Raw genomic sequence first — 21,893 nt, 5'->3', positions numbered from 1 at the left:
CTCACTTGAGTCGTACACTTTGCCAATAATAAACTTTGTGCTAGATAACTTTTTTACTAGCAACTTTTTGCTATTTCCCCATCTCCCTTGCTTTTAATAATCTTGATTTAGGCTGCTATATACCAAATGCATTTGCCCATATTGACATGTCTGCTGAACACTATATAGCTAGTGTGGGTTTTTTAAGGGCTGGCTTTTTAATTAAAGGAATAAAGTATGACCCACCCAGAACTTATTTTTTCAAATAACATAGTTAATGAATTTAAAACTTGTACTCAGCTGCAATACAATGGCAAATTAAATATTAAAAGTTCAAAAGGCAGCCAATGGACTTTTTATTATCGGCTAGGACGCATAGTTTGGGCGACAGGGGGAACTCATCCCTTCCGGCGCTGGCGTAGACATATGGCGCAAAATTGTCCTCAGATTGATCTTGATAAATTGCAATTGCGTTTACAAGACTTATCAATTGATTATTGGGATTACCGCCTTCTAGAAATCTTTTATAAAAAACAAAAAATCCAGCGGGAACAGATTCAGTCTATTGCTGAAAACACGATAGTAGAATTATTATTTGACCTAGCTCTGCAAGGGAATTTTGCTTCTATAAGTTGCAATCGCAGCCAAGAAGTTATCTTAGAAACAGCAATGAGCTTTACAAGTGCAGAAATGTCTGTAAAGCATATGCAAGACTCGTGGAAAATTTGGTCAGAAGCTGGTTTAGCAAATTTTTCTCCTGACTTGGCACCAGTTCTGCGGCGACCAGAACAACTCCAGCAAATGGTAAGTCCATCTGTCTACAAAAACTTTGTCAATTTAATCAACGGCAAATTAACTCTGCGAGATTTAGCCGTGAAAATGAAGCAGAGTGTACTGCCACTCACTCGTTCATTGCTTCCCTATGTTCTTAAAGGAATCATTGAATTGGTGGAAGTACCTGACATGCCCTTAGGAGTTACTGAAGGCAACAAGAACTCTAGCACTACACAACCAAAGAAGCGGACTGCTCCATTAGTGGCTTGTGTCGATGATAGCCCTCAGGTATGTAAAATGCTAGAGGATATTATCACTTCCAATGGATTAAGGTTTGTCAAGATTCAAGATGCTGTACAAGCTCTACCAACCCTCATTCAGGATAAACCAGACCTGATTTTCTTGGATTTGATTATGCCAGTTGCCAGTGGTTACGAAATTTGCACTCAGTTGCGACGAATATCTACCTTTACCAACACACCAATAATTATATTAACAGGCAGTGATGGTCTTTTAGATAGAGTTCGTGCCAAAGTAGTTGGTTCTACAGATTTTCTCACTAAACCTGTAGTGGCTGATAAGGTAATGGCTATAGTCCGTAAATATTTACCTACGTCGAATGTATCTATCGAGAAAAGTAAATCTAATTTAGAGGTTTGTAATTAGGTGAAATTAGGAATTTTACTTGATGATTAATCACGAGCTAATCTGATGAGCTTTAAAATTTAATTGTTCAGGAATAGCCATAACAAAAATCTTTATAGCCTGATATTTTTCCACCTCAGTAAACATAAAAATACTGGGGTGATCAATAAATAAAAAATCATAATTCAAAAAAGACAATTCAATTAGATAGTGATCTGAAACCAATCTAACTTTGTGCTAAAAATGAAATACTTAATAAGAATTTAAAACCTAATTTATCATCTGATATTTCTACAAAATAACTTCTTAATTATAATGATAAATGCTTTTATTATCTTATGAGCTTAATTTATATTAAATATAAATTAAATTGTATTTATTACGTACTTTTTCTGAGGTTAATAAATAAAGATTAAACCAAAATTAGACAAATACAATTTTTTGTATTTATAGCAATCCTATTTGAGTTGTTAAATAGTGGTTAAGGGCTAGTTTCTAGTCCCTTCCATCTCTTTGTTAAGGAATCATTTAGGATTTGTATGTCTAATTTGTTTACATTCTGAAAAGATTTTAACGAGTAATTGCCATGAATACTGTTTTAGTTGTTGAAGATGGCTTAACAGATATGGAAATAATCAGCCGTTACTTGCAACAGGCAGGTTATTCTGTGATTAGCGCCACAAGCAGTGAAGAAGCTCAAGACAAAATAGATAAAAATAAACCAGATTTAATATTTCTTGACGTAATTTTACCAGGGAAAAGTGGCTTTGAAATTTGCCGAGAATTGAAAAATAATCCCAACACTAGTAAAATACCTGTAGTTTTTTGCTCTACAAAAAATAGTGATGTAGATAAAATTTGGGGTAATATGTTGGGCGCTGATGGTTATTTATCAAAACCGATTAATAGAGAAGAACTAGTGGTAATTTTAAAGCGTTTAATTAATTAATAAAAATGAAATAATTCAACGAACACTAGAAGACACTATTTCTAATCATAACTTCTGCAAGATTCACACAATAACTGCAAATAGTGGCTAGAGATCAATAATCAAAGACTAAGGATCAATAACTTTGGAAACCAAGGAAAAGTTTTTAAGTTTTAATTTGGGAGTAAGTGATACAGCCGTAATTTCGTTACAACACATCACAGAAATTTTGCAAGTATCATTACCAGAAATATGTGGCGTTCCTCAGATGCCCAATAGCGTCTTGGGTATTTATAACTGGCGCGGTGAGATGCTTTGGCTGGTAGATTTAGAGGCAATGTTAGGTTATCCTCCAATTTCGCAAGGATCAAATTTACTTTCAAGAATGATGGCGATTGTTCTGGAAAATAAGGGTAAGTATTTGGGGCTATTGGTGCGACAGCTTATAGATATTGAATGGCTGGATACTAAGCAAATGAAACCACAAACTCCCGAATTATTTTATCCTAAAATATCACCTTTTTTACAGGGATACTTTATTAATGATTCCGAGGATATGATTTTTAATTTGGATGCTATAACTATTATCCAAGCTTCCACTTGGAGGATTCACAATTGAACATAGACATAGTATTTTGACAATTTTTAATCCTGCCTGAATTACCAAATACTATTTCCTTCTTACCTGCAACATATCAAACTATTACAAACCACAAATCTTGAGGATAATCAAATGACATTTTTGTATAACAATAGCCATGAAAATCAGCATCTAATCTCTGAACTAGAAAATCAGAATGGTAACGCTCATATAGCGAATATTGCTAATAATGAAATATCTTTATTAAATGCGATCGCTCAGGAATTTAAAACTTGGCGGCGACAGTTGCAAGATATCGCAACTCATATGCGCCAAGCTCCAGACCTTGATACACTACTCAAAATCACTGTAGCGCAGATTAGAGAAAAGATTGGCTGCGATCGCGCCTTAATTTATCAGTTTACTTCCCTTGATTCAGGTAATGTTTTAGCAGAGTCCAGAACACTAGGTTGGACACCAACTTTAGGCGAAAATATTCCAGGAATTATTTTTGGCTTATATACCAATCAAGACTATATAGAACCTGTAGTTATTGACGATATTAATCAGATACAACTTACACCCTATCAAAAGCAACTGTTAGATAAATTTCAAATTAAAGCTAGTTTGAGTTTACCGATTGTAGTAGAAGGTAAAGTATGGGGGCTACTGGCGGTAAATAATTGCTACTCAACGCGGCAGTGGCAAGAGGTAGAAATTAGTCTACTATCTCAAATTACAACAGAATTAGCCTACAAATTACAGAGCTTTGGATTCCAAAAAGAACAGCAACAGCGAATACTAGCAAAAAAATCGGTAGCTAAAGTCATCGACAAAATTCTGCGGGTATCAAATGTTGATAAGCTCTTTCAAACAACCACTCAAGAAGTACGCCAATTACTAAAATGCGATCGCGTTGGCGTTTATCGCTTTAAACCTGACTGGAGTGGCGAATTTGTAGCTGAGTCAGTGGGTAATGGCTGGATAAAAATGGTAGGCCCTGATTTTTACATGGTCTGGGAAGATACCCACTTACAAGACACTCAAGGAGGACGTTATGCCAAAGGTGAAACCTTTGTGGCCAATGACATTTATCAAATGGGCCATTCTCAATGTCACATTGACATTTTAGAGCAGTATGAAATGAAGTCTTACGTCATTGCGCCAATATTTTCTGGAGAAAAACTATGGGGTTTGCTGGCAGCTTACCAAAATTCTGGGCCTCGTGATTGGCAACCTTGGGAAGAAAGCTTTGTGACTCAAATTGGACTGCAATTTGGTGTGGCTATCTCACAAGGGGAATATCTGGAACAAGTGCAGACTAAATCTGACCAATTAGCTCAAATAGTTGAGCAAGAAAAAGTTTTCACTAAAATAGTCAACCGCATCCGACAATCTTCAGATGTAGAAAGCGTCTTCAAAACAACTACTCAAGAAGTGCGTCAATCACTGCAATGCGATCGCGTCGCTGTCTATCGCTTTAACTCTGACTGGGGTGGCGAATTTGTGGCTGAGTCTGTGGGTACTGCTTGGACAAAACTGGTAGGCCCTGATATTAAAACCGTTTTGGACGATACCTACTTGCAAGAAACTAAGGGAGGTAGGTATGTCAGAGGTGAAAACTTTGTTGTAAATGACATCTATGAAGTAGGGCTTGCTCCTTGCCATATTGAGATTTTAGAGCAGTTTGAAGCCAAAGCTTACATAATTGTTCCTATATTCTTCGGGGATAAATTGTGGGGCTTGCTGGCAGCTTATCAAAATTCCAGCATCCGTGAATGGCAAACCTGGGAAGTGAACTTTTTGGTTCAGACTAGCTTGCAATTTAGCCTAGCTAAATCACAGATCGATTATTTGGAATTAGTTCGAGTTAAATCTGAGAAACTAGCTCAGATAGCAGAACAAGAGAAAGCTGTCACCAAAATCAGTAACCGCATTCGCCAATCTTTAGATGTAGAAGAAATCTTCAAAACCACCACTCAAGAAGTAAGACAATTACTGCGATGCGATCGCGTTGCCGTGTATCGCTTCAATCCTAACTGGAGTGGGGAATTTGTCGCAGAGTCAGCAGGTCATCTTTGGGTAAAACTGGTAGGCCCGGATATAAAAACTGTCTGGGAAGATACCCACTTACAAGAAACTCAGGGAGGCCGATATATCCAGGGTGAAAGCTTTGTTGTAAATGACATCTATCAGGTAGGTCATTCTCCTTGCCACATTGAAATTTTAGAGCAATTTGAAGTTAAAGCTTATGTAATTGTTCCTGTATTTGCTGGGGAACAATTGTGGGGCTTGCTAGCAGCTTATCAAAATTCGGGAACTCGTGATTGGGAAGAATCGGAAGTCACTTTGTTATCACGCATTGGTAGCCAGTTAGGACTGGCATTACAACATACCGAGTATTTGCAACAAGTACAAGCGCAGTCAGCAAAATTAGCAGAAGCAGCAGCACGGGAAAAAGCAGCCAAAGAATTACTACAACAACGATCTATTCAACTTCTAACAGCCCTTAGACCCGCTCTCAACGGCGACTTAACGGTACGCGCACCAATTACAGAAGACGAACTAGGAACGATCGCAGATGCTTACAATAATACTCTGCAAGCACTGCGGCAAATCGTTATTCAGGTACAAGGGGCTGCTCAACAAGTTGCCCAAACTTCTAGCAATAGCGATGCTTCACTAGCAGGATTGACCTATCTAGCGCAACAACAATCTGAGGAAATTACCGCAGCCTTAGGTGATATTCAACAGATGGTGGACTCTACTCAAGCTGTGGTCGCAAATGCTGAGTTAGTGCAACTGGCAGTGCAACAAGCCAATCAAACTGTAGAGTCTGGCGATACTGCGATGAACCTAACTGTAAAAGCAATCCAAGGAATTCGGGACACCGTTGCTCAAACTAGCAAAAAGATTAAACGCCTCAGTGAATCTTCGCAAAAAATCTCCAAAGTGGTGAATTTGATTGGTAATTTTGCCACACAGACAAACGTACTGGCTCTGAATGCTGCCATTGAAGCCACCCGTGCCGGTGAATATGGCAAAGGCTTTGCAGTTGTAGCTGATGAAGTCCGTTCTTTATCTCGCCAGTCAGCAGCAGCAACCATCGAAATAGAAAAATTAGTCCAGGAGATTCAAGCAGAAACCGGGGAAGTTGCAGTAGCGATGGAAATTGGCATTCAGCAGGTGGTAGAAGGTACAAATCTTGTCAGTGACACTCGCCAAAACTTAAATGCGATCGTTTCTGCAACTGCCGAAATTAGTCAGCTAATCGAGCGCATTACCGCAGCAACTCAAAAACAAATGACGCAATCTGTAACAGTAACTAAATCAATGCAAGATGTAGCAGAAATTGCCAATAAGACTTTTGCAGAATCTCAAGAAATTGCTACCGTGTTCCAAGAGTTATCAGGAATGGCGCAAGAGCTATTAACAACTGCTAGCAAGTTTAAAGTCAAATGAAAAATAGTTAGGAGTTAGGAGTTATGAGTTATTGGGTCAAAGCATTAATTAAATAAGTCACTATTTTATTTGCAAATCAAAAAATGCTTTGACCTTAATTAATTGTAACTTTTGAGTTGAAGATAGGAGAAGAGTAATTGGCAGAGAGTATTATTCAACAGAAGAGTTTTAAATTTGCTTTGGAAATTATTCACCTATATATGAAACTGCAAGAGCAACGAGAATATGTGCTTTCTAAGCAATTATTATGAAGTGGGACAAGTATTGGCGCGAATGTTGAAGAGGCTAGTGGTGGTCAGAGTAAAAAGGATTTCTTGGCAAAAATGTATATTGCATACAAAGAAGCTAGGGAAACTAAATACTAGCTACGTCTACTACAACAGTCCAAACTAGTAAATATTGATTTAACCAATGAACTAATCTATGCAGACGAAATCATTCGAATTTTGAGTTCAATAGTCAAGACAACTGAAAAATCAATTACTTTATCAACTCCTAACTCCTAACTCCTAACTCCCCACTCCCTAATTATGATTACAGATAAAGAAATTCGAGAACAAGGATACATCTATTTTCTAGCTGAAGCCCCGGAATTAGTCCAAATTATTGAGCAAGAACTATTTAGCTTATCGGAAGGTTATAGTACTGCTAAAGTTCACAATTTAATGCGTGCTACTCATACACTTAAAGGTGGTGCTGCTAATGTTGGGCTAGAAGTAATTAAGATGATAGCCCATTTTTTAGAAGATGTATTTAAGGCTCTATATAATCCAAACGTGGTATTTGATGCCGAATTACAAACACTTTTATTACAAGCTTATGAGTGTCTTAGCATAGCATTAAATACCGAATTAATAGGTAGTACTGTTAATGACGAAGAACTAATACATCGAGCGACTTCAGTGTTTGCACAGTTACAAGAAAAACTAGGTGATGCTTTTGGTGCTGAGTCTCATATTCCCACTTCTGAAGAATTGGGATTTGATATTGTACAATCCGTTTTTGAAGTGGGAGTAGAACAACGGCTAAACAGTATTGTTGAAGCTGTTAACAATCCACCAAATAATGACGATTTTATCGAATTCTTACACTCTCAAGCTGAGGTGTTTCTCGGTTTAGCAGAATCTTTAAATTTACCTGGATTGGGAGAAATTTCTCAAACAATCTTGTCAGCGCTGCAAGCAAACCCTACTCAGGTGCAGCAAATTGCAGAAATTGCCCTTGCAGATTTGCAACAAGCACAACAATTAGTACTAGCAGGCGATCGCACATCTGGCGGAGAAACTTCTCCAGATTTGCGAAAACTCACGACAGCCACAAATAATGAGTTATCTGGAGAATTGCAAAATAATTTATCTGCTGGAATGTTTACCCTGAATGAGGAACAATTTTACCAGTTTCTCACTACATCCGATAACAATAAAAATGAATCTGTCAACCCAACAACTGCCAAGTTTTATTTAAAAGTAATTCGCTACATTTATGGCTGGTTTAATCACCAGATGGAAATACCAGAACCAGAACTAAGTTTGACTTTGTTAGTTCCCACATTAGAAAGAAAAAGCTTACTTAATTATATCGAAACCTGGCTGAAAAGTTTTCTTGATTTCGTGCAAGATAAAGAAGATAGTCAAAGTCTTTGTATTTATCGACGTGGTATCATCTTAATCATCCTATTTGCAGTTGTAAAATTTCAATATTCTATTAAACCATCTGACAGCTATCTCTCAGTAATTAAAATATTACAAAATAGAATTCATACATTAGCACAAGAATATAAAAATTATCCTCCTGTTACCAGCAAAGAGAAGAATTGGCTTGATAGTCCCAACTTACAAACACTGCTAATTCTTAAAGAAATATCTAAGTCTCTATCTTCTCAAGCAACTGATAACCTACTAGAAGCAATATGGGGAGAAGAAGCTAGCCAAAATATTGCTGCTGAAGTCGTGACTACCCAAACTGATGATTCTTCAGAAAAGCTTGATTCATTAACTGTTGGTGAGCAGGTAGTTGCAGATATTTCTGAAACAGCTATTGAAGTCATGCCTGATTTAGCTACACAAATCAATAAAGAAATAGAAGATAAATCACAGTATGTTCAAACTAAAACTTTTCGCCAACCTTCATTTATTCGAGTAGATACCGAGAGACTACAACAACTCAATTATCTAGCTGGAGAATTGCTGATTTACCAAAAACGGCGTAGTTTGCAAGATGAACAAGTCAAAGAAATAATTGAGCAATTAATACAGCAACTTGGTAGACACCAAAGAACTTTAAATGAATTACGTGATTTACCATTACAAATACAAAATATTAACTCACAACAAACACAAAATTTTGCAGTGAAGTTTGACTCTCTAGAAATGGATGTATATACAGAATTTCAGATGACATTGCACGAAGCAATAGAAGAGACACTGCAACTACAAGAAACTACAGAGTCTCTTGACTTACTCGTGACACAAGCTGCTCAAATTAGTGACAAACAAGAGAATTTAACTCTTAATATTATAGATAGCTTAGTCGAAGCACGAATGTCGCCTTTGGGCAATATACTAAATCGTTTCCCCCACATGGTAAATAAGTTGGGGAATGTTCATGCCAAACTTGTAGAATTGAAACTTACTGGTACTGAGGTACTAGTAGATAAAGCGATCGCAGAAAAGCTTTACGACCCGTTATTACACTTGGTGCGTAATGCTTTTGACCACGGTATTGAAGCTCCACATGTTCGCAGAGAGCTTGGTAAACCAGAACAAGGTTTAATCGAAATCTGCGCCTATCATCAGGGTAGCCAAACTGTTATCGAAGTTCGAGATGATGGTCAGGGATTGAATTTAGATAGAATTCGCAGAAAAGCTGTTGAATTTTATCCCATACAAACTGAAGAAAAAATTAGAAGCTATGGTTCTAATCTGTCTGATACTGAACTTTTAGATTTGATATTTTCGCCTGGATTTTCTACTGCTAATAAAGTGAGTGAAATTTCTGGGCGCGGTATGGGTTTAGATATTGTGCGTACTCAAATGCACGCACTCAACGGCTCAATTTCAGTTCAATCCTTGCCCAATCAAGGAACAATATTCATACTCAAAATTCCTTTTTCTATGACTACAGAAAAATTAATGCTAGTTCAAGCCAAAGGTGTTGTTTATGCCCTTCTTTTAGACAGTATCGAAAAAATATTGATTCCTTCTGATCAGCAGATTAAAGAAATCGAAGGAAAAAAAGTCTTGCATTGGAACACAGACAATGATGAGACTATGGTCAGCATCCGTCAACTTTCAAAATTGATTGATTATAATGGCTCACTCTTTAATAGTGGTACTCCATACAACACATCAAATATTCACGATCCAAGCGTAGCGAAAAATCCAGTGCTTTTACTACGACGAAATCAGGGAATATTTGCTTTAGAAGTTGACCAAATAATTGGTGAACAAGAACTGGTAATTAGACCTTTAGGAAATGCGATCGCACCGCCAAAATACATTTATGGTTGTAGTAGTTTAGCCAATGGCAATCTTATCTTAGTGATTGATGCTTCACTGCTGGTAAAGTCTAGCGAAAGCCAACAAACAACACTTGATATCATGGCGCTACCAGTAACTTCAGCTTCTTCCTCAAATAAAAAAGCCTTGGCGATATCGGGAGATACTTTGTCATCTACACCATTACTTGCTGCATCTACTTCCACAACAGCTATAGAAACCCAACCCAGTTATTCTCAAGAACGAGATAATAAATCACCTATAGAAACCCAACCCAGTTATTCTCAAAAGCTAGATAATAAATCGCCAAAAGTTGTTTTAGTAGTAGATGATGCAATTAGTCTGCGCCAAACTCTTTCTCTCACTCTGCAAAAATCTGGCTATCAAGTAATACAAGCTCAAAATGGTGTAGAAGCTCTAGAAAAGTTACATTTGCATCCTGAAATTCAAGTTGTCGTCTCCGATTTAGAGATGCCACGAATGAATGGTTTTGAGTTGTTGAGTAATTTCCGCCAGTACCCAAATTTAGCAAAAATACCTGTAGTGATTCTCACTTCTCGCAGTGCTGAAAAACATCGTCAGCTTGCTCAAGAATTGGGTGCAAAAGCTTACTTGACCAAGCCTTATTTAGAGCATGAATTTCTTTCTACAATTAAGAGTTTAATTAACAGTAATACAGATGATTTAAACCCTTTATTTATGGTGGCACATCATTAAAATTAATCTTATTTCAATTGGGTACTATCAGCAAGTTATCAGTGGAAGTTTAAGCTAAGTTATACCACATCGTGGAGAGAAAGGGAGAAAACCAAGCTACCGTTAACCCAGTCGCTCAACGAATCAGACAGTTAGGATTTGAGGCAACAGCTAATCCTAATTTTCCTGTTATTTACGCCACTTTGCCTCGAAGAGTTATTAATAAATTAGAATCCTGGGAGGAAGTACTTAAAATATCTTTAGATGAAGCTAATAAGGCTGATCGTCTTAATTACTAGGTAGATTATTTGGATCTACACCTAGAGAACGTAAATACTGCGCTAACTGTTCAGCCCTTTGTCGCTCCTGTTCAGCCTGTTCTGCATCTGTCAAATAGCGATTTCCTTGCTGATCATACCAACATAAAAACTCCTGTTGTATCCCGGCAATTACAGCTTGGTGTCGCCCAATACCTAACCCCACCTCTGGCAGAAAATAAGGTTCACCTATTTGTAGTTGGTAGTTTCCATCTATCAACTTATACACTTCAAAGGGTTGATGTTGGTCGCGTCGCCAAAACTCAGGGTTATAAATTACGTAGTACAATACACCGAGTTTTCTATATATATCTAGCTTCTCGTCGTATTCACCTCCTGGGGTGTGGGATACCATTTCTAATGTGAATATTGGAACTATGTCATTTTCTTCCCAAACCGCATAACTTTTACGCGATTTACCACCCTTTTTCCGTTCTACTCCTACACTTAAAAAAGCATCTGGCACTACAGGTACTCTAGGATTTACTCCTGTGGTGTGATAAACTCCCATATCTACTCCGAAGTACCAATCCATGCGATTTGCCCAAATGGAGTTGAGTAAGAAGAGTAAAATGTTGGGCAAAAAATTTTGATCCTCGTTATCCACTGGTGTATCGTCTGAACAGGGAAGTTCATCAGTAGTTGGTAACGCATTTTTGAGATCAGGTGAGAGCATAACCGTTGTCTCGCTGGCGTTTGATGCCCTTATTATAAATTGAGTGACCAAAAGTTTAGCGTTTGGGTGCAGCCTCGCCAAACTTAATTAAAAGTGCGATCGCAATACTAACAAGCAAAATTAACGTCATACTCAAAGCTGAACCAAATCCCCAATTTTGCGTTGCTCCCAGAAACTGGTTATAAACTAACCGCGCTGCCGTCATACTAGAAGCGCCACCAAGTAATTCTGGATCAACAAAATCCCCCAAACCTGTGATAAATACAAGCATAGAAGCAGCCGCAATTCCAGGCAAAATTTGCGGTACGGTTACTTGGTAAAAAGTTTCTACCGGATTTGCACCTAAATCAGCCGCCGCTTCTAGTAACCGCTTGTCTAGCTTTTCGAGAGAAGCATATAAAATCAAAACCATATAGGGTAACAAGCTGTAACTCATGCCAATAAATACAGCTTGACTCTGGTTAAGTAATTCCAAAGTAGGCAAGCCCAAATTGCTGAGTAAACTGTTCAATAAACCAGTTGGACGAAGAATTGTAATCCAAGCATAGGAGCGAAGTAAGGAGGAAGTCCACAAAGGCAATATAAAGCCTAATAGCAGCAAATTACGCCAACGCTGCGGAGCTATCTGAGCAATCCAATAGGCGACAGGGAAGCCTAAAATTAAACAAATTATTGTAGTGCCAAAGGCAAAAAATAGCGATCGCCCAATTACTTGTATGTAAAGGGGGTCAAATATGCGGATGTAGTTTTTGAATCCGTTGGGATTGACCAAATCTCCTGGTCTGATGTCTGCAACTAAACTTAACTCGAAAATTATCAGAGTTGGCAGCACCAACAAAAGTAATAACCAAATTCCAGATGGTGCAAGTAATAGCAAAGGTTGGAGCCAATTCGCTCGTGGGCGATGCAATTCTTCTATTTTAGAAATATCACTTTTTTGAAAATTAACCATTTATAACTCCTAACTCCTGTACAGACGCAATTAATCCCGTCTCTCCAAATTATTAATTCCTAATTATTTTAGCCGCTAGTTAATTGAGTCCAATAGCGCTCATAAACCTCTTCAAATTCTCCCACAGGAGTAACACGTTCACAATTTGCTAAAAGCGACTCTGAGGGAAATAAATTAGTATTGTTTTGTATTGTTCTTGGCAATTGCTCAAATCCAGCTCTATTAGGCGTAGAAATACTCAGGCGCTGACTGATTTTGGCCGCTAATTCTGGTTGCAGAATCATGTTAATCCAAGCATAGGCTCCAGCCTGATTAGGGGCTGTTTTCGGAATTACAATAGTGTCTGTCCATAATGAAGAACCACTGCGAGGAATTACATATTTGAGTTTAGGGTTTTCTTGAGAGATTCTCACCGCATCTGCTGAATAGCACATTGCCAATAGTAAATCTCCTGCCAGAATTTGATTTTGCCAAGCGTCGGTGTCAAAACGGGCGATCGCAGGTTTTAGCATCTTCAACTTTTCATAAGCTTGTTTGATTTCTTGTTCATTTTTTGAGTTGTAAGAATAACCTAGCATTCGTAACGTCGCACCCATCACTTCTCGAACATCATTAAGCAAAGTCATCCGCTGATTAAGTTGCCCTTGGTTTTGCCAAAGGTAATCCCAGTCTTGTGGTGCATCTTTGAGTTTTTCGGAATTGTAAAGTAAACCTGTTGTCCCCCAGTTAAAAGGGATACTATATCGGTTATTAGGGTCATAGCTAGGATTCTGAAACCGGGGAAATAAATTCTCTAGACCAATTAAGCGATCGTGATTTATTTCTGTTAATAAACCTTTGTCTACCATCTTCTGCACCATGTAATCGGATGGGTAAATGATGCTGTAAGTGCCACCACCTCCAGCTTGGAACTTAGCCAGCATGACATCATTGGAATCATATACATCCGCTAGCACTTTCATGCCGGTTTGGGTGTTAAAAGTTTTCAGTAATTGGTTGTCAGTATATTGTGTCCAGGTAAAGATATAAAGTTGATCACGTTGACCAGAACTATTAGAATTAGCACGTACTTCAGCCAGCTTCCAGCCACAACCAGCTAAAGATAAGCTAGAAAGTGCTGCCACCCCTTTTAAAAATTGGCGTCTGTTAGTCATTAAGTTAGAAGTTGTTCATCGACAACCTCTAGATTACGGTATACTTAGTAGCCCTTGGCGTGATTTTTTGGGTTAAATGTGTCATTCTTCACACTTATCAAACGCACCCCTTTCCTTCCCCTATGGTCACCGCTACGCAAACGGGTGAGATGTAGGGCTTCTGTAGGAGTTAGCTAAAGACTTTATTTTACTTTAGGGCTTGGGTAATCTTATGATGGTTGTCCTGCCTCCATGAGATCCCTGCATGGAAGGGGTTTTTTAACATACGGGTATCAATGGAACAACAAACCAGAAGTTTTTGCAGATGAAATTATGTAGATTTTGACTATATAGCTTAGACTAGTAAATCTATCATCATATTTCTTATAGCTTCAATCAATAGGCTGTTATGCTCTTCCCAAGAAAGCCAAACAAGTTTGTAGAGAATTGCGGCACAAAGTAGTTAAATATGTTGTTAAACATTTGTAAACTGTTAGCAGCCGAGTAGCCGCGTGTCACATCTTGTTAAGGAATTATCATGAGACAACTTGTTATTGCTGAACGCGTATGCCTCATTGGTCATATCGTGTCAAAAGCCTTTGGACTGGTAGGGATGCTACTGGTCGTGCCTAATGCCGAAATAATTTTCAACTTATCGCAGGTTGGAGAAACTGCCGTACAGTTAAGTATGGCAGGTGGCGGTGTAGTTGATATCATCTTGGGGACAATAGCTGTCTCTATTTATGCCTACCGAACGTTGGGATTGGGAACTTGGCTAGCATTTATGCTGCCGGCTATGTTTATCTCCTTGGGGAGTGAACTACTTGGAACCAGCACAGGTTTTCCATTTGGAGATTATAGCTACTTGAGTGGCTTGGGTTATAAGATTGCGGGGCTAGTTCCTTTCACTATTCCTTTATCTTGGTTCTATGTTGGGCTGTCGTCGTATTTAATTGCGAGAACTGGTTTGAAAGTGGCTCAAAAACCCAGTTGGGGACGCCATATTGCGGCTATAGCCGTTGGTGCTTTACTCTTCACTTGCTGGGATTTTGCCCTTGAGCCAGCGATGAGTCAAACTTCTCTGCCTTTTTGGTATTGGGAACAACCAGGAGCTTTCTTTGGGACACCTTACCAGAACTATGCAGGTTGGTTTGGCACTAGCGCCCTGTTTATGAGTGTGGCAGGATTGTTGTGGAGAAACACTTCGATTAAATTAGAGCGATCGCAACTTAATCTACCCTTAGTCGTTTATTTAACTAACTTTGCCTTCGCCGCCGGATTAAGCTTGGCCGCTGGATTCTCCATCCCTGTGTTGCTCGGCTTACTTCTTGGTGTGGCTCCCGCTGTGGCGCTGTGGTTAAGCAGTTCAACCACAGCCACTCCAGTTGCTGTTGAACCAGCAAGCAAGGAAGTTTCAGTGGCAAGAAGCGTTAAAGTTGCCTTGAAATAAGCCTATAGATTGGGGAGTGGGGAGTAGAGAGTGGGGAGCAGAGAGCAGGGAGCAGGGAGCAGGGGGAAAATTCCTCTCCTCTGTAATCCTTCCCCTGGTCACTGAGCGAAACTTTGCCCGTCTGCCTCTTTCCCATCCTCAATGCCCATTTGTTTTGTATAGCCGCGATTTTAATTGATAAGTATTTTGACAACAGTAGACAACGCTTTGATAGTAGAAAGCGCCATTTCCCTTTTATTGCTACTTATCCAAGTACCAGCAACGGCGATTCTGTTTTCGCGCTTGCTAAAGGGGCCAAGACGGCATCCTCCAATAGAACCGCAACAGCCGACACCGGAGCTTTTGGGTAAGGTTAGCGTCGTCGTTCCCACTCTGAACGAGGCGCTTCGTATTAGCCCTCTGTTGGCTGGTTTGAGTCAGCAAAGCTACGAAGTTCGGGAAATTATTGTTGTAGACAGCAAGTCTAGTGATGGCACCCCAGACTTGGTAAAAGCGACACAGCAAAAAGATCCGCGCTTTCGCGTGATGACAGATGACCCCTTACCATCTGGTTGGGTGGGTCGTCCTTGGGCCTTGCATAACGGTTTTCTATATAGCTCTGAGGGTAGTCAGTGGTTTCTTGGGCTAGATGCTGATATCCAACCGCATCCTGGTTTGGTTGCTGGTTTGGTGAAGACGGCCGAAGCACAGGGCTATGACCTCGTTTCCCTTTCACCCCAGTTCATTCTCAAATATCCAGGGGAGTGCTGGCTACAACCAGCTTTGTTGATGACTCTGCTTTACCGATTTGACCCCGCTGGGATCAATACAGAGCAGCCAGAACGGGTGATGGCAAATGGGCAGTGTTTTTTGTGCCGCCGCTCCGTTTTAGCTGCTGTGGGTGGCTATAGTAGTGCGAGTGGTTCTTTTTGTGATGATGTCACTTTGGCACGAAATATTGCTGCTCAAGGGTATAAGGTGGGCTTTTTAGATGGTGCAAAAGTGCTGAAGGTACGGATGTATGAAGGAGCGATGGAGACGTGGAAGGAATGGGGGCGCAGTCTCGATCTCAAAGATGCAACTTCTCGTTCCCAGTTGTGGGGAGATTTATGGTTACTCACATCTGTTCAAGGTCTACCTCTTTTAATAGTCCTGAGTTTTGTGTTGATTTCTCCTCCACTTTCTTACTCGCTACAGACGCGATCAATCGCCTCTCTACCCACTCCCCCACTGCTCTTACTGGGACTAAATTTATTCTTGGTGGTGATTCGCTTTGCTATGCTAATTGCGATCGCACCTTCTTACGATCGCAAAAGTGCAAAAGGCGGCTGGTTATTCTGGCTTTCTCCTTTGGCTGATCCCTTAGCTGTGCTGCGAATCTTCTTATCTGCGTTCCGTAAGCCACGCGAGTGGCGGGGACGGAAGTATAGTGGTGAGTTATGAGTGGTGAGTTATGAGTTATGAGTTATGGATTTTCAACTCCTCACTCCTCACTCCTAACTCTTCACTTCTACTAAACTCCCTACTCCTCTTCACCTCCTATTTGATCCCCGCGTTCTAGTTCCCAAAGAATTTGATTCCCTTCACGGCGTACCCGTGATACTATCCAGTTTCGCCAGCGCCATTGATCTCCTCGACTGGTAACAGCGCTGGCGTGGACATCCATCAAGTCTGCTAACTCAGAACTGGTGATTAAATAGCCTTTTTCAGAAATTTCGTCAGCGATACGCAGAGTTTCAACCAAGCTGCGGAGTTGCGAAACCCTCATTTCTGGCGGTTTTTCATCGGTTGCGGCCGCACTTGGGCCAGTTGATGGTTCCATAACGGTTATTTCTGGTGCAGAAGTACTGATTTCTTGCGGACTTTGGTTAGTTATTCGAGAGTTTTTTTCATAATCAGCTACTTTTGCTACATTTAGTTCATTTGTGGAAGGTAAAGATTTATAAAAATTTGTAGGAGTTAATTGTTGTAGCGAAGGAATTTTGCCACTGGCATAGGTGCGAGCGATCGCATCACAACGTTCGTTACCTATGTTACCAGAATGTCCCCTAACGTGTTGCCATTTTACTTGTTGGGTATTGAGTTCATCGAGAGTCTCCAAAAGCTCTTGGTTTTGGACAGGTTTACCATCTGACTTTTTCCAGCCTTTCTTTTTCCAGCCTTTCACCCACTTGGTAACGCAATTAATCAAGTATTCGCTATCCGTATGAAGGATGATCGGTTCAGCTTGTTGAGATGTTTGCAGGAATTGTAGGGCTGCGATCGCAGCTTGCATTTCCATTTTATTATTGGTGGTATGAGGCGATGCATCACCCATTTCGTGGATTGAGCCATCGCTGAAATAGACGACAACACCCCAACCACCAGGGCCAGGGTTTCCGGTGCAAGCACCATCGGTGTATATGCTTTGGATTGTGGGTTGAGTGGACATGGTTAGGGTATCGAACCGCTAAGGACGCTAAGGACGCTAAGGGAAGAGTGATTAGCTGCGAATTTTTTAAAGAAGATCCAGGCTATTATACTGGTTCGCACTCCAGCTAAGGTAAAGACGTTGGCGCGTTGAAGATGCATTTCTCCTGACAAAACGACTTTTGGGTTTGGCTTATATCTGGGTCGGTGATACGAACGACGTACAAATCCAAATTCTGGCTACTTGGATTTTTTATGCTGTTCTCAATCAATTATGTATTGATGTGGCGTAGTTTACCGCCGTAGGCATCGCTTTGAATCAACCCCTAGTCCTGATTTCTACGGTGATGGCTTTTCGTGTTTATACCCGTATTTTTCAAGCTATTCTAAGTGGTGATGCCACTGACGCTGTTCTCTATCTTGTTGAGTGTCAAAAGCTTTTTGGATTAGTCAAAACCAGGCGTAAGCGCCATCGACAGATTGACGCTTACACCCAACAAATTTGGGCTTTATCTTCTGAAGTTGACACCAATTGGGACTGCGTGCCCCTACGGGTGATGTAATGTTGTACCGTATCTGAATGGGAACCGCTATATAACTCCTAAAGATATCGCTGCAATAGACCAATGAAAACTTCTGGTATTTCCAAATGAGGTAATACTCCTGCATCTGCGATCGCATAAAAATCTCGAATTGCACTTGTATTTAAATTTGCCAAGCGTTTTCCTAATTTGATGTTGGTAAATTGTGCCTTTTCTCCCCAAAAGATCACCGTGGGAATTGTCAGTTGCTTAATATATAAACTCAGGTCAAAGTAAAGATCGCCCCGCAAAAATGACAAAGCGGCAAACTTGGCATTAGGCTGCTGTGCAGAGGTTAAATAAGCCTCCACCATTTCTTGAGATAGTCGTTGTGACTTGGCAAACAGAAAACTTTGTAAAAAATTTCGGACTGCAATTTCATTTTCAGCACCAAGCATGTAAATAAAATTGTCCAACAGAGGCGTATTGATCACCGAAAGCGGAAGTCTGCGTCCAGCACCCTGCCCAAAATCATCAAATCCAGAGGGGGACACCAGAAACAGTGCTTTGAATAAATTGGGTTGAACAATAGCTAGGCGGATAGCAAAAGCGGCTGTTAGAGACGAGGCTACCACGGTCACTGGCTGGCGACAAGTTTCGATGATAAACTCTGCGATCGTGCTGAGATAATCCCTAATTTTATAATCCCGGACTGGATGAGCCGATTCTCCCCAGCCGATTAGATCGGGAGCTAAAATGTGATAACCAGAAGCAAAAGCCGGGTAAACTTTAGACCATTCATACGCAGATGCCCCACCACCAAAGTTATGGAGAAACAGTAGTGGAGGTAAATCTTCAGTATCAGCGATCGCCCAAGGTGCATTCGTTTGGGTATAGTAAACCATCGCCCCCAAGGATGTATGGATGACTTTATGTCCAAAACCAGGAGGTTGAAACTGAAGCATAAAATTAAAAACTATAGTTTAATAAGAACAGTGATAATTTATAATTCATTCTTGCTTTTGGTTACTATCTCCTGTGATTTGAACAACTTGATTGAGGTTATCACCACTGATGTGATAAGCTCCGCCAAAACCAACTACAAAACGACCTTCACTAGGAATTAGCTGGAAAATCCGAAAGTCAGACAAGCCGCGCAAAACTTCGATAATTTGACCAAACCGCCTTTGAAATTGCTCAACCATTTGATTCCACTTGTCAGTTTCACGCTCTATCAAAGTTGCCGTACAATCAAAACTCAAACGACGACGGGCAAAAATTAGATTACTCTTAGCTTCATCCTCAATAAACAAGACGCTAACATGAGGATTGGCATAGATATTTTTGGTATGAGTCGAAAGACCACTGACGTAAATGTAGATGTTCTTGGAATCATCCATTACAAAGGGAGCATAACTAGCATTGGGTATTGCCTGGGCACTGACGGTGCTAATGATGACACTCTCAAATTCTTCAGGAAACTTTTCGTACTCAGCTTGAATGTTTTCAAGTTGGCTCATAAGTAAATTACCGTTTGATTAGGAACACCTAATTAAGTATCCTAACGTGATTGAGCGATGTCTATGACGGGCTATACCTATGCATGGAATGCCAAAGATTTGGCTTAATTGTAGCTAGTCTCCCTCATTAAAGAGAATTGCTGGTTACAGGTATCTCCTGTAGCCTATCCCCTTTCACCTAATTAAAGCAACTCAGCATTATCCAATTTCTGAGTACCGGAGGATTTGGAGAAACAGACATTGGGCTAAACTTAAGAAAGTTGTGAGGACGCAAATGTGACTGACAAAAATCGTTCTCAATGGGATTTAGGCAGGTTTCTCGAAACCCTGACTTACTTTGAGGTAATTCCTTTCCTTAACTGGGTACAGCAGTTAATCCAAGGCCGTCCTAAGGATAATCAATATAGACCCAATGGAGGAAGAAACGTGGGTGTAATACTAGTAGCAGGGGCAACAGGTGGTGTAGGTAAGCGAGTGGTGCAGCGATCGCTCCAACAGGGTTATAAAGTTCGCGCCCTAGTTCGAGACATTAATAAAGCACGGTCAATTCTTGGTAATGATATAGACTTGGTAGTTGCGGATATAACTAAACCAGAAACTTTAACTCCTTTAGTTATGGCTGATATCCAAGCTGTAGTTTGTTGCACAGCAGTGCGCGTGCAACCAGTTGAGGGAGACACAGCAGATAGAGCAAAATATTACCAAGGTGTTAAATTTTACCAACCAGAAATTGTTGGCGACACCCCAGAAAATGTGGAATATCAAGGTGTCAAAAATTTAGTTCAAGCGGCGGCAAAATATCTACCCCAAGCAAATGAAAAACCGATATTTGATTTTACAAAGCCATCAGCAGAATTAAAGGATATTTGGGGGGCGCTAGATGATGTCGTCATGGGTGGCGTGAGTGCCAGTAATATCCAATTAGTAGAAAATACAGCTTTGTTTGCTGGTAATGTCTCCACGGCTAACTCTGGCGGATTTGCTTCTATCAGAACTAAGAATTTTGATCCCCCCTTCAACTTATCTGATTGCGAAGGTGTAAAATTGCGCGTCAAAGGTGACGGTCAGCGTTATAAAATATTTCTGCGGACAGATACAAAATGGGATGGCATTGGCTATAGCTATTCTTTCGATACCGTAGCTAATACCTGGATAGATGTTCACATTCCCTTTGCAGATTTGATTCCTGTCTTTCGGGCAAAAGTTGTCAAAGATGCGCCGCCAATTGAGCAGAGTAGAATTTGTTCATTTCAACTGATGTTGAGCAAATTTGAATATGATGGAGCTTTGAATCCCAAATTTTCTCCCGGTGGTTTTACTTTGCAGTTGGAATCAATTAAAGCTTACGGCGGGACAACTTTACCACAATTTATCTTAGTCAGTTCAGCAGGCGTGACTCGTCCTGGTCGCCCTGGGATTAATTTAGATGAAGAACCGCCAGCAGTGAAATTAAATGACCAATTGGGAGGGATTTTAACTTGGAAGTTAAAGGGAGAAGATAGTTTAAGAGAAAGCGGAATTCCTTATACCATTGTTAGACCTTGTGCTTTAACTGAGGAACCAGGGGGTAAGGAATTAATATTTGAACAAGGCGATAATATTAAGGGCAAAATCAGCCGTGAAGATGTGGCAGAACTTTGCGTGCAAGCGCTAAAACTACCAATAGCTTGTAATGTCACGTTTGAGGTAAAACAGACAGAAAATACTGTTACCTCTATCGATTGGCAGAAGCTATTTTCTAATTTAGCTAAAACAGCAATTCATCTCACGTCTTACCGCTAAACGGAAGCGTGAGATGAATTGCGCGTGAGTTGACGACAATCTTGCGACCAATGCCGTCAGGCGTTCGCGGTAGCGTCTCGTAGAGAGGGAGGAAGATGTGGAGGAAACGAACAAATCTTGTGTTAGCAAGAAAGGCAGAGGGCAGGAGGCTCAGTTGGCAGAAGGGAATTCTGATTCCTGCCCTCTGCCACGACCGAAGGGAGTAAGGGTTGAGAGTAACAGAATAAAATCTCTGCCACAGGGTTCCTGAAGGGTAGCCTACACTGATTGCAAACCATCTGCCCTCTGACTTGAAAATCAAACTTTGGTAAAAAACCAAAGAAAGTATGTGGCTCTACACCATTGACGGTGACAGCCTGAGCGTGGAAAGCAGAAAATGTCTAGACAGCTACTTCAACAGATTGGACAGTAACTTGATAACCAAGTTTTTCCAAGCGTTTAATCAAGAGCAAGGATAAACTTTTGATGGGGACGAACTCGACCTTCAAGAGCAGAAATGAGTAAATCATGCTTTCTGGTCATTGTTCCTTTGGCTAAAGAATACTTCGCTTTCTGTTGGACAGGAAGCCTAAACTGTACCGTAAGGTCAGTGT

Annotated in this window: 14 protein-coding genes and 2 pseudogenes; 10 read left to right on the top strand and 6 right to left on the bottom strand. The window is 40.3% G+C overall.

Annotated elements, in window-relative coordinates; all coding sequences use genetic code 11:
* Positions 1-216: 216 nt before the first annotated feature.
* From ACEYW6_RS17830 to ACEYW6_RS17805, 6 genes and pseudogenes are all read left to right on the top strand, one after another.
* Complete coding sequence (locus tag ACEYW6_RS17830) at positions 217-1,419, top strand: response regulator (RefSeq protein ID WP_412980767.1); 1,203 nt, start codon at positions 217-219, stop codon at positions 1,417-1,419.
* A 565-nt stretch (positions 1,420-1,984) separates the two neighbouring features.
* A complete protein-coding gene (locus ACEYW6_RS17825) occupies positions 1,985-2,347 on the top strand; it encodes a response regulator transcription factor (protein WP_196512752.1) in 363 nt (120 codons plus the stop codon).
* 124 nt (positions 2,348-2,471) lie between these two features.
* Positions 2,472-2,945: a chemotaxis protein CheW gene (locus ACEYW6_RS17820; protein ID WP_412980766.1), complete on the top strand. Its 474-nt coding sequence runs from the start codon at positions 2,472-2,474 to the stop codon at positions 2,943-2,945.
* Between the two features lie 114 nt (positions 2,946-3,059).
* Positions 3,060-6,368 (top strand): GAF domain-containing protein, encoded by a 3,309-nt coding sequence (locus ACEYW6_RS17815; protein ID WP_412980765.1) that lies wholly within the window; start codon positions 3,060-3,062, stop codon positions 6,366-6,368.
* A gap of 137 nt (positions 6,369-6,505) precedes the next feature.
* Positions 6,506-6,733, top strand: a pseudogene (locus ACEYW6_RS17810) (four helix bundle protein).
* Between the two features lie 165 nt (positions 6,734-6,898).
* The gene (locus tag ACEYW6_RS17805) at positions 6,899-10,582 is read left to right on the top strand and encodes a response regulator (protein WP_412980764.1); all 3,684 of its coding nucleotides are present in this window, start codon (positions 6,899-6,901) and stop codon (positions 10,580-10,582) included.
* 267 nt (positions 10,583-10,849) lie between these two features.
* On the opposite strand, the gene ACEYW6_RS17800 is transcribed toward ACEYW6_RS17805, so the two are convergent.
* The 3 genes from ACEYW6_RS17800 to ACEYW6_RS17790 all read right to left on the bottom strand — a co-directional run bounded on the left by ACEYW6_RS17800 (position 10,850) and on the right by ACEYW6_RS17790 (position 13,660).
* Positions 10,850-11,554 (bottom strand): Uma2 family endonuclease, encoded by a 705-nt coding sequence (locus tag ACEYW6_RS17800; RefSeq protein WP_412980763.1) that lies wholly within the window; start codon positions 11,552-11,554, stop codon positions 10,850-10,852.
* 55 nt (positions 11,555-11,609) lie between these two features.
* Complete coding sequence (locus ACEYW6_RS17795) at positions 11,610-12,506, bottom strand: ABC transporter permease (protein WP_412980762.1); 897 nt, start codon at positions 12,504-12,506, stop codon at positions 11,610-11,612.
* Between the two features lie 68 nt (positions 12,507-12,574).
* The gene (locus ACEYW6_RS17790; protein ID WP_412980761.1) at positions 12,575-13,660 is read right to left on the bottom strand and encodes an ABC transporter substrate-binding protein; all 1,086 of its coding nucleotides are present in this window, start codon (positions 13,658-13,660) and stop codon (positions 12,575-12,577) included.
* A gap of 517 nt (positions 13,661-14,177) precedes the next feature.
* On the opposite strand from ACEYW6_RS17790, the gene cruF reads away from it, so the two are divergent.
* The gene (gene cruF / locus ACEYW6_RS17785; protein ID WP_412980760.1) at positions 14,178-15,089 is read left to right on the top strand and encodes a gamma-carotene 1'-hydroxylase CruF; all 912 of its coding nucleotides are present in this window, start codon (positions 14,178-14,180) and stop codon (positions 15,087-15,089) included.
* A 186-nt stretch (positions 15,090-15,275) separates the two neighbouring features.
* Positions 15,276-16,511: a 2'-O-glycosyltransferase CruG gene (cruG, locus tag ACEYW6_RS17780; RefSeq protein ID WP_412980759.1), complete on the top strand. Its 1,236-nt coding sequence runs from the start codon at positions 15,276-15,278 to the stop codon at positions 16,509-16,511.
* 79 nt (positions 16,512-16,590) lie between these two features.
* Here cruG and rnhA read toward each other — a convergent pair whose 3' ends face one another.
* Positions 16,591-17,499 (bottom strand): ribonuclease HI, encoded by a 909-nt coding sequence (rnhA, locus tag ACEYW6_RS17775; RefSeq protein ID WP_412980758.1) that lies wholly within the window; start codon positions 17,497-17,499, stop codon positions 16,591-16,593.
* 115 nt (positions 17,500-17,614) lie between these two features.
* On the opposite strand from rnhA, the pseudogene ACEYW6_RS17770 reads away from it, so the two are divergent.
* A pseudogene (locus ACEYW6_RS17770) lies at positions 17,615-18,040 on the top strand (hypothetical protein); the annotation flags it as partial.
* Positions 18,041-18,078: 38 nt separating this feature from the next.
* Here ACEYW6_RS17770 and ACEYW6_RS17765 read toward each other — a convergent pair.
* Both ACEYW6_RS17765 and ACEYW6_RS17760 read right to left on the bottom strand, forming a co-directional pair.
* Positions 18,079-18,963, bottom strand: a complete 885-nt coding sequence (locus ACEYW6_RS17765) for an alpha/beta fold hydrolase (protein WP_412980757.1) — start codon at positions 18,961-18,963, stop codon at positions 18,079-18,081.
* A 45-nt stretch (positions 18,964-19,008) separates the two neighbouring features.
* Positions 19,009-19,518: a HugZ family protein gene (locus ACEYW6_RS17760; protein WP_190899594.1), complete on the bottom strand. Its 510-nt coding sequence runs from the start codon at positions 19,516-19,518 to the stop codon at positions 19,009-19,011.
* A 276-nt stretch (positions 19,519-19,794) separates the two neighbouring features.
* Between ACEYW6_RS17760 and ACEYW6_RS17755 the strand changes: the two genes are divergently transcribed.
* Positions 19,795-21,300 (top strand): CIA30 family protein, encoded by a 1,506-nt coding sequence (locus ACEYW6_RS17755; protein WP_412980756.1) that lies wholly within the window; start codon positions 19,795-19,797, stop codon positions 21,298-21,300.
* Positions 21,301-21,893 lie beyond the last annotated feature (593 nt).

The sequence above is a fragment of the Nostoc sp. UIC 10607 genome, from assembly GCF_047228265.1.
Lineage (GTDB): Bacteria > Cyanobacteriota > Cyanobacteriia > Cyanobacteriales > Nostocaceae > Nostoc > Nostoc foliaceum_A.
This window is presented reverse-complemented; position numbering and strand designations above follow the sequence as displayed.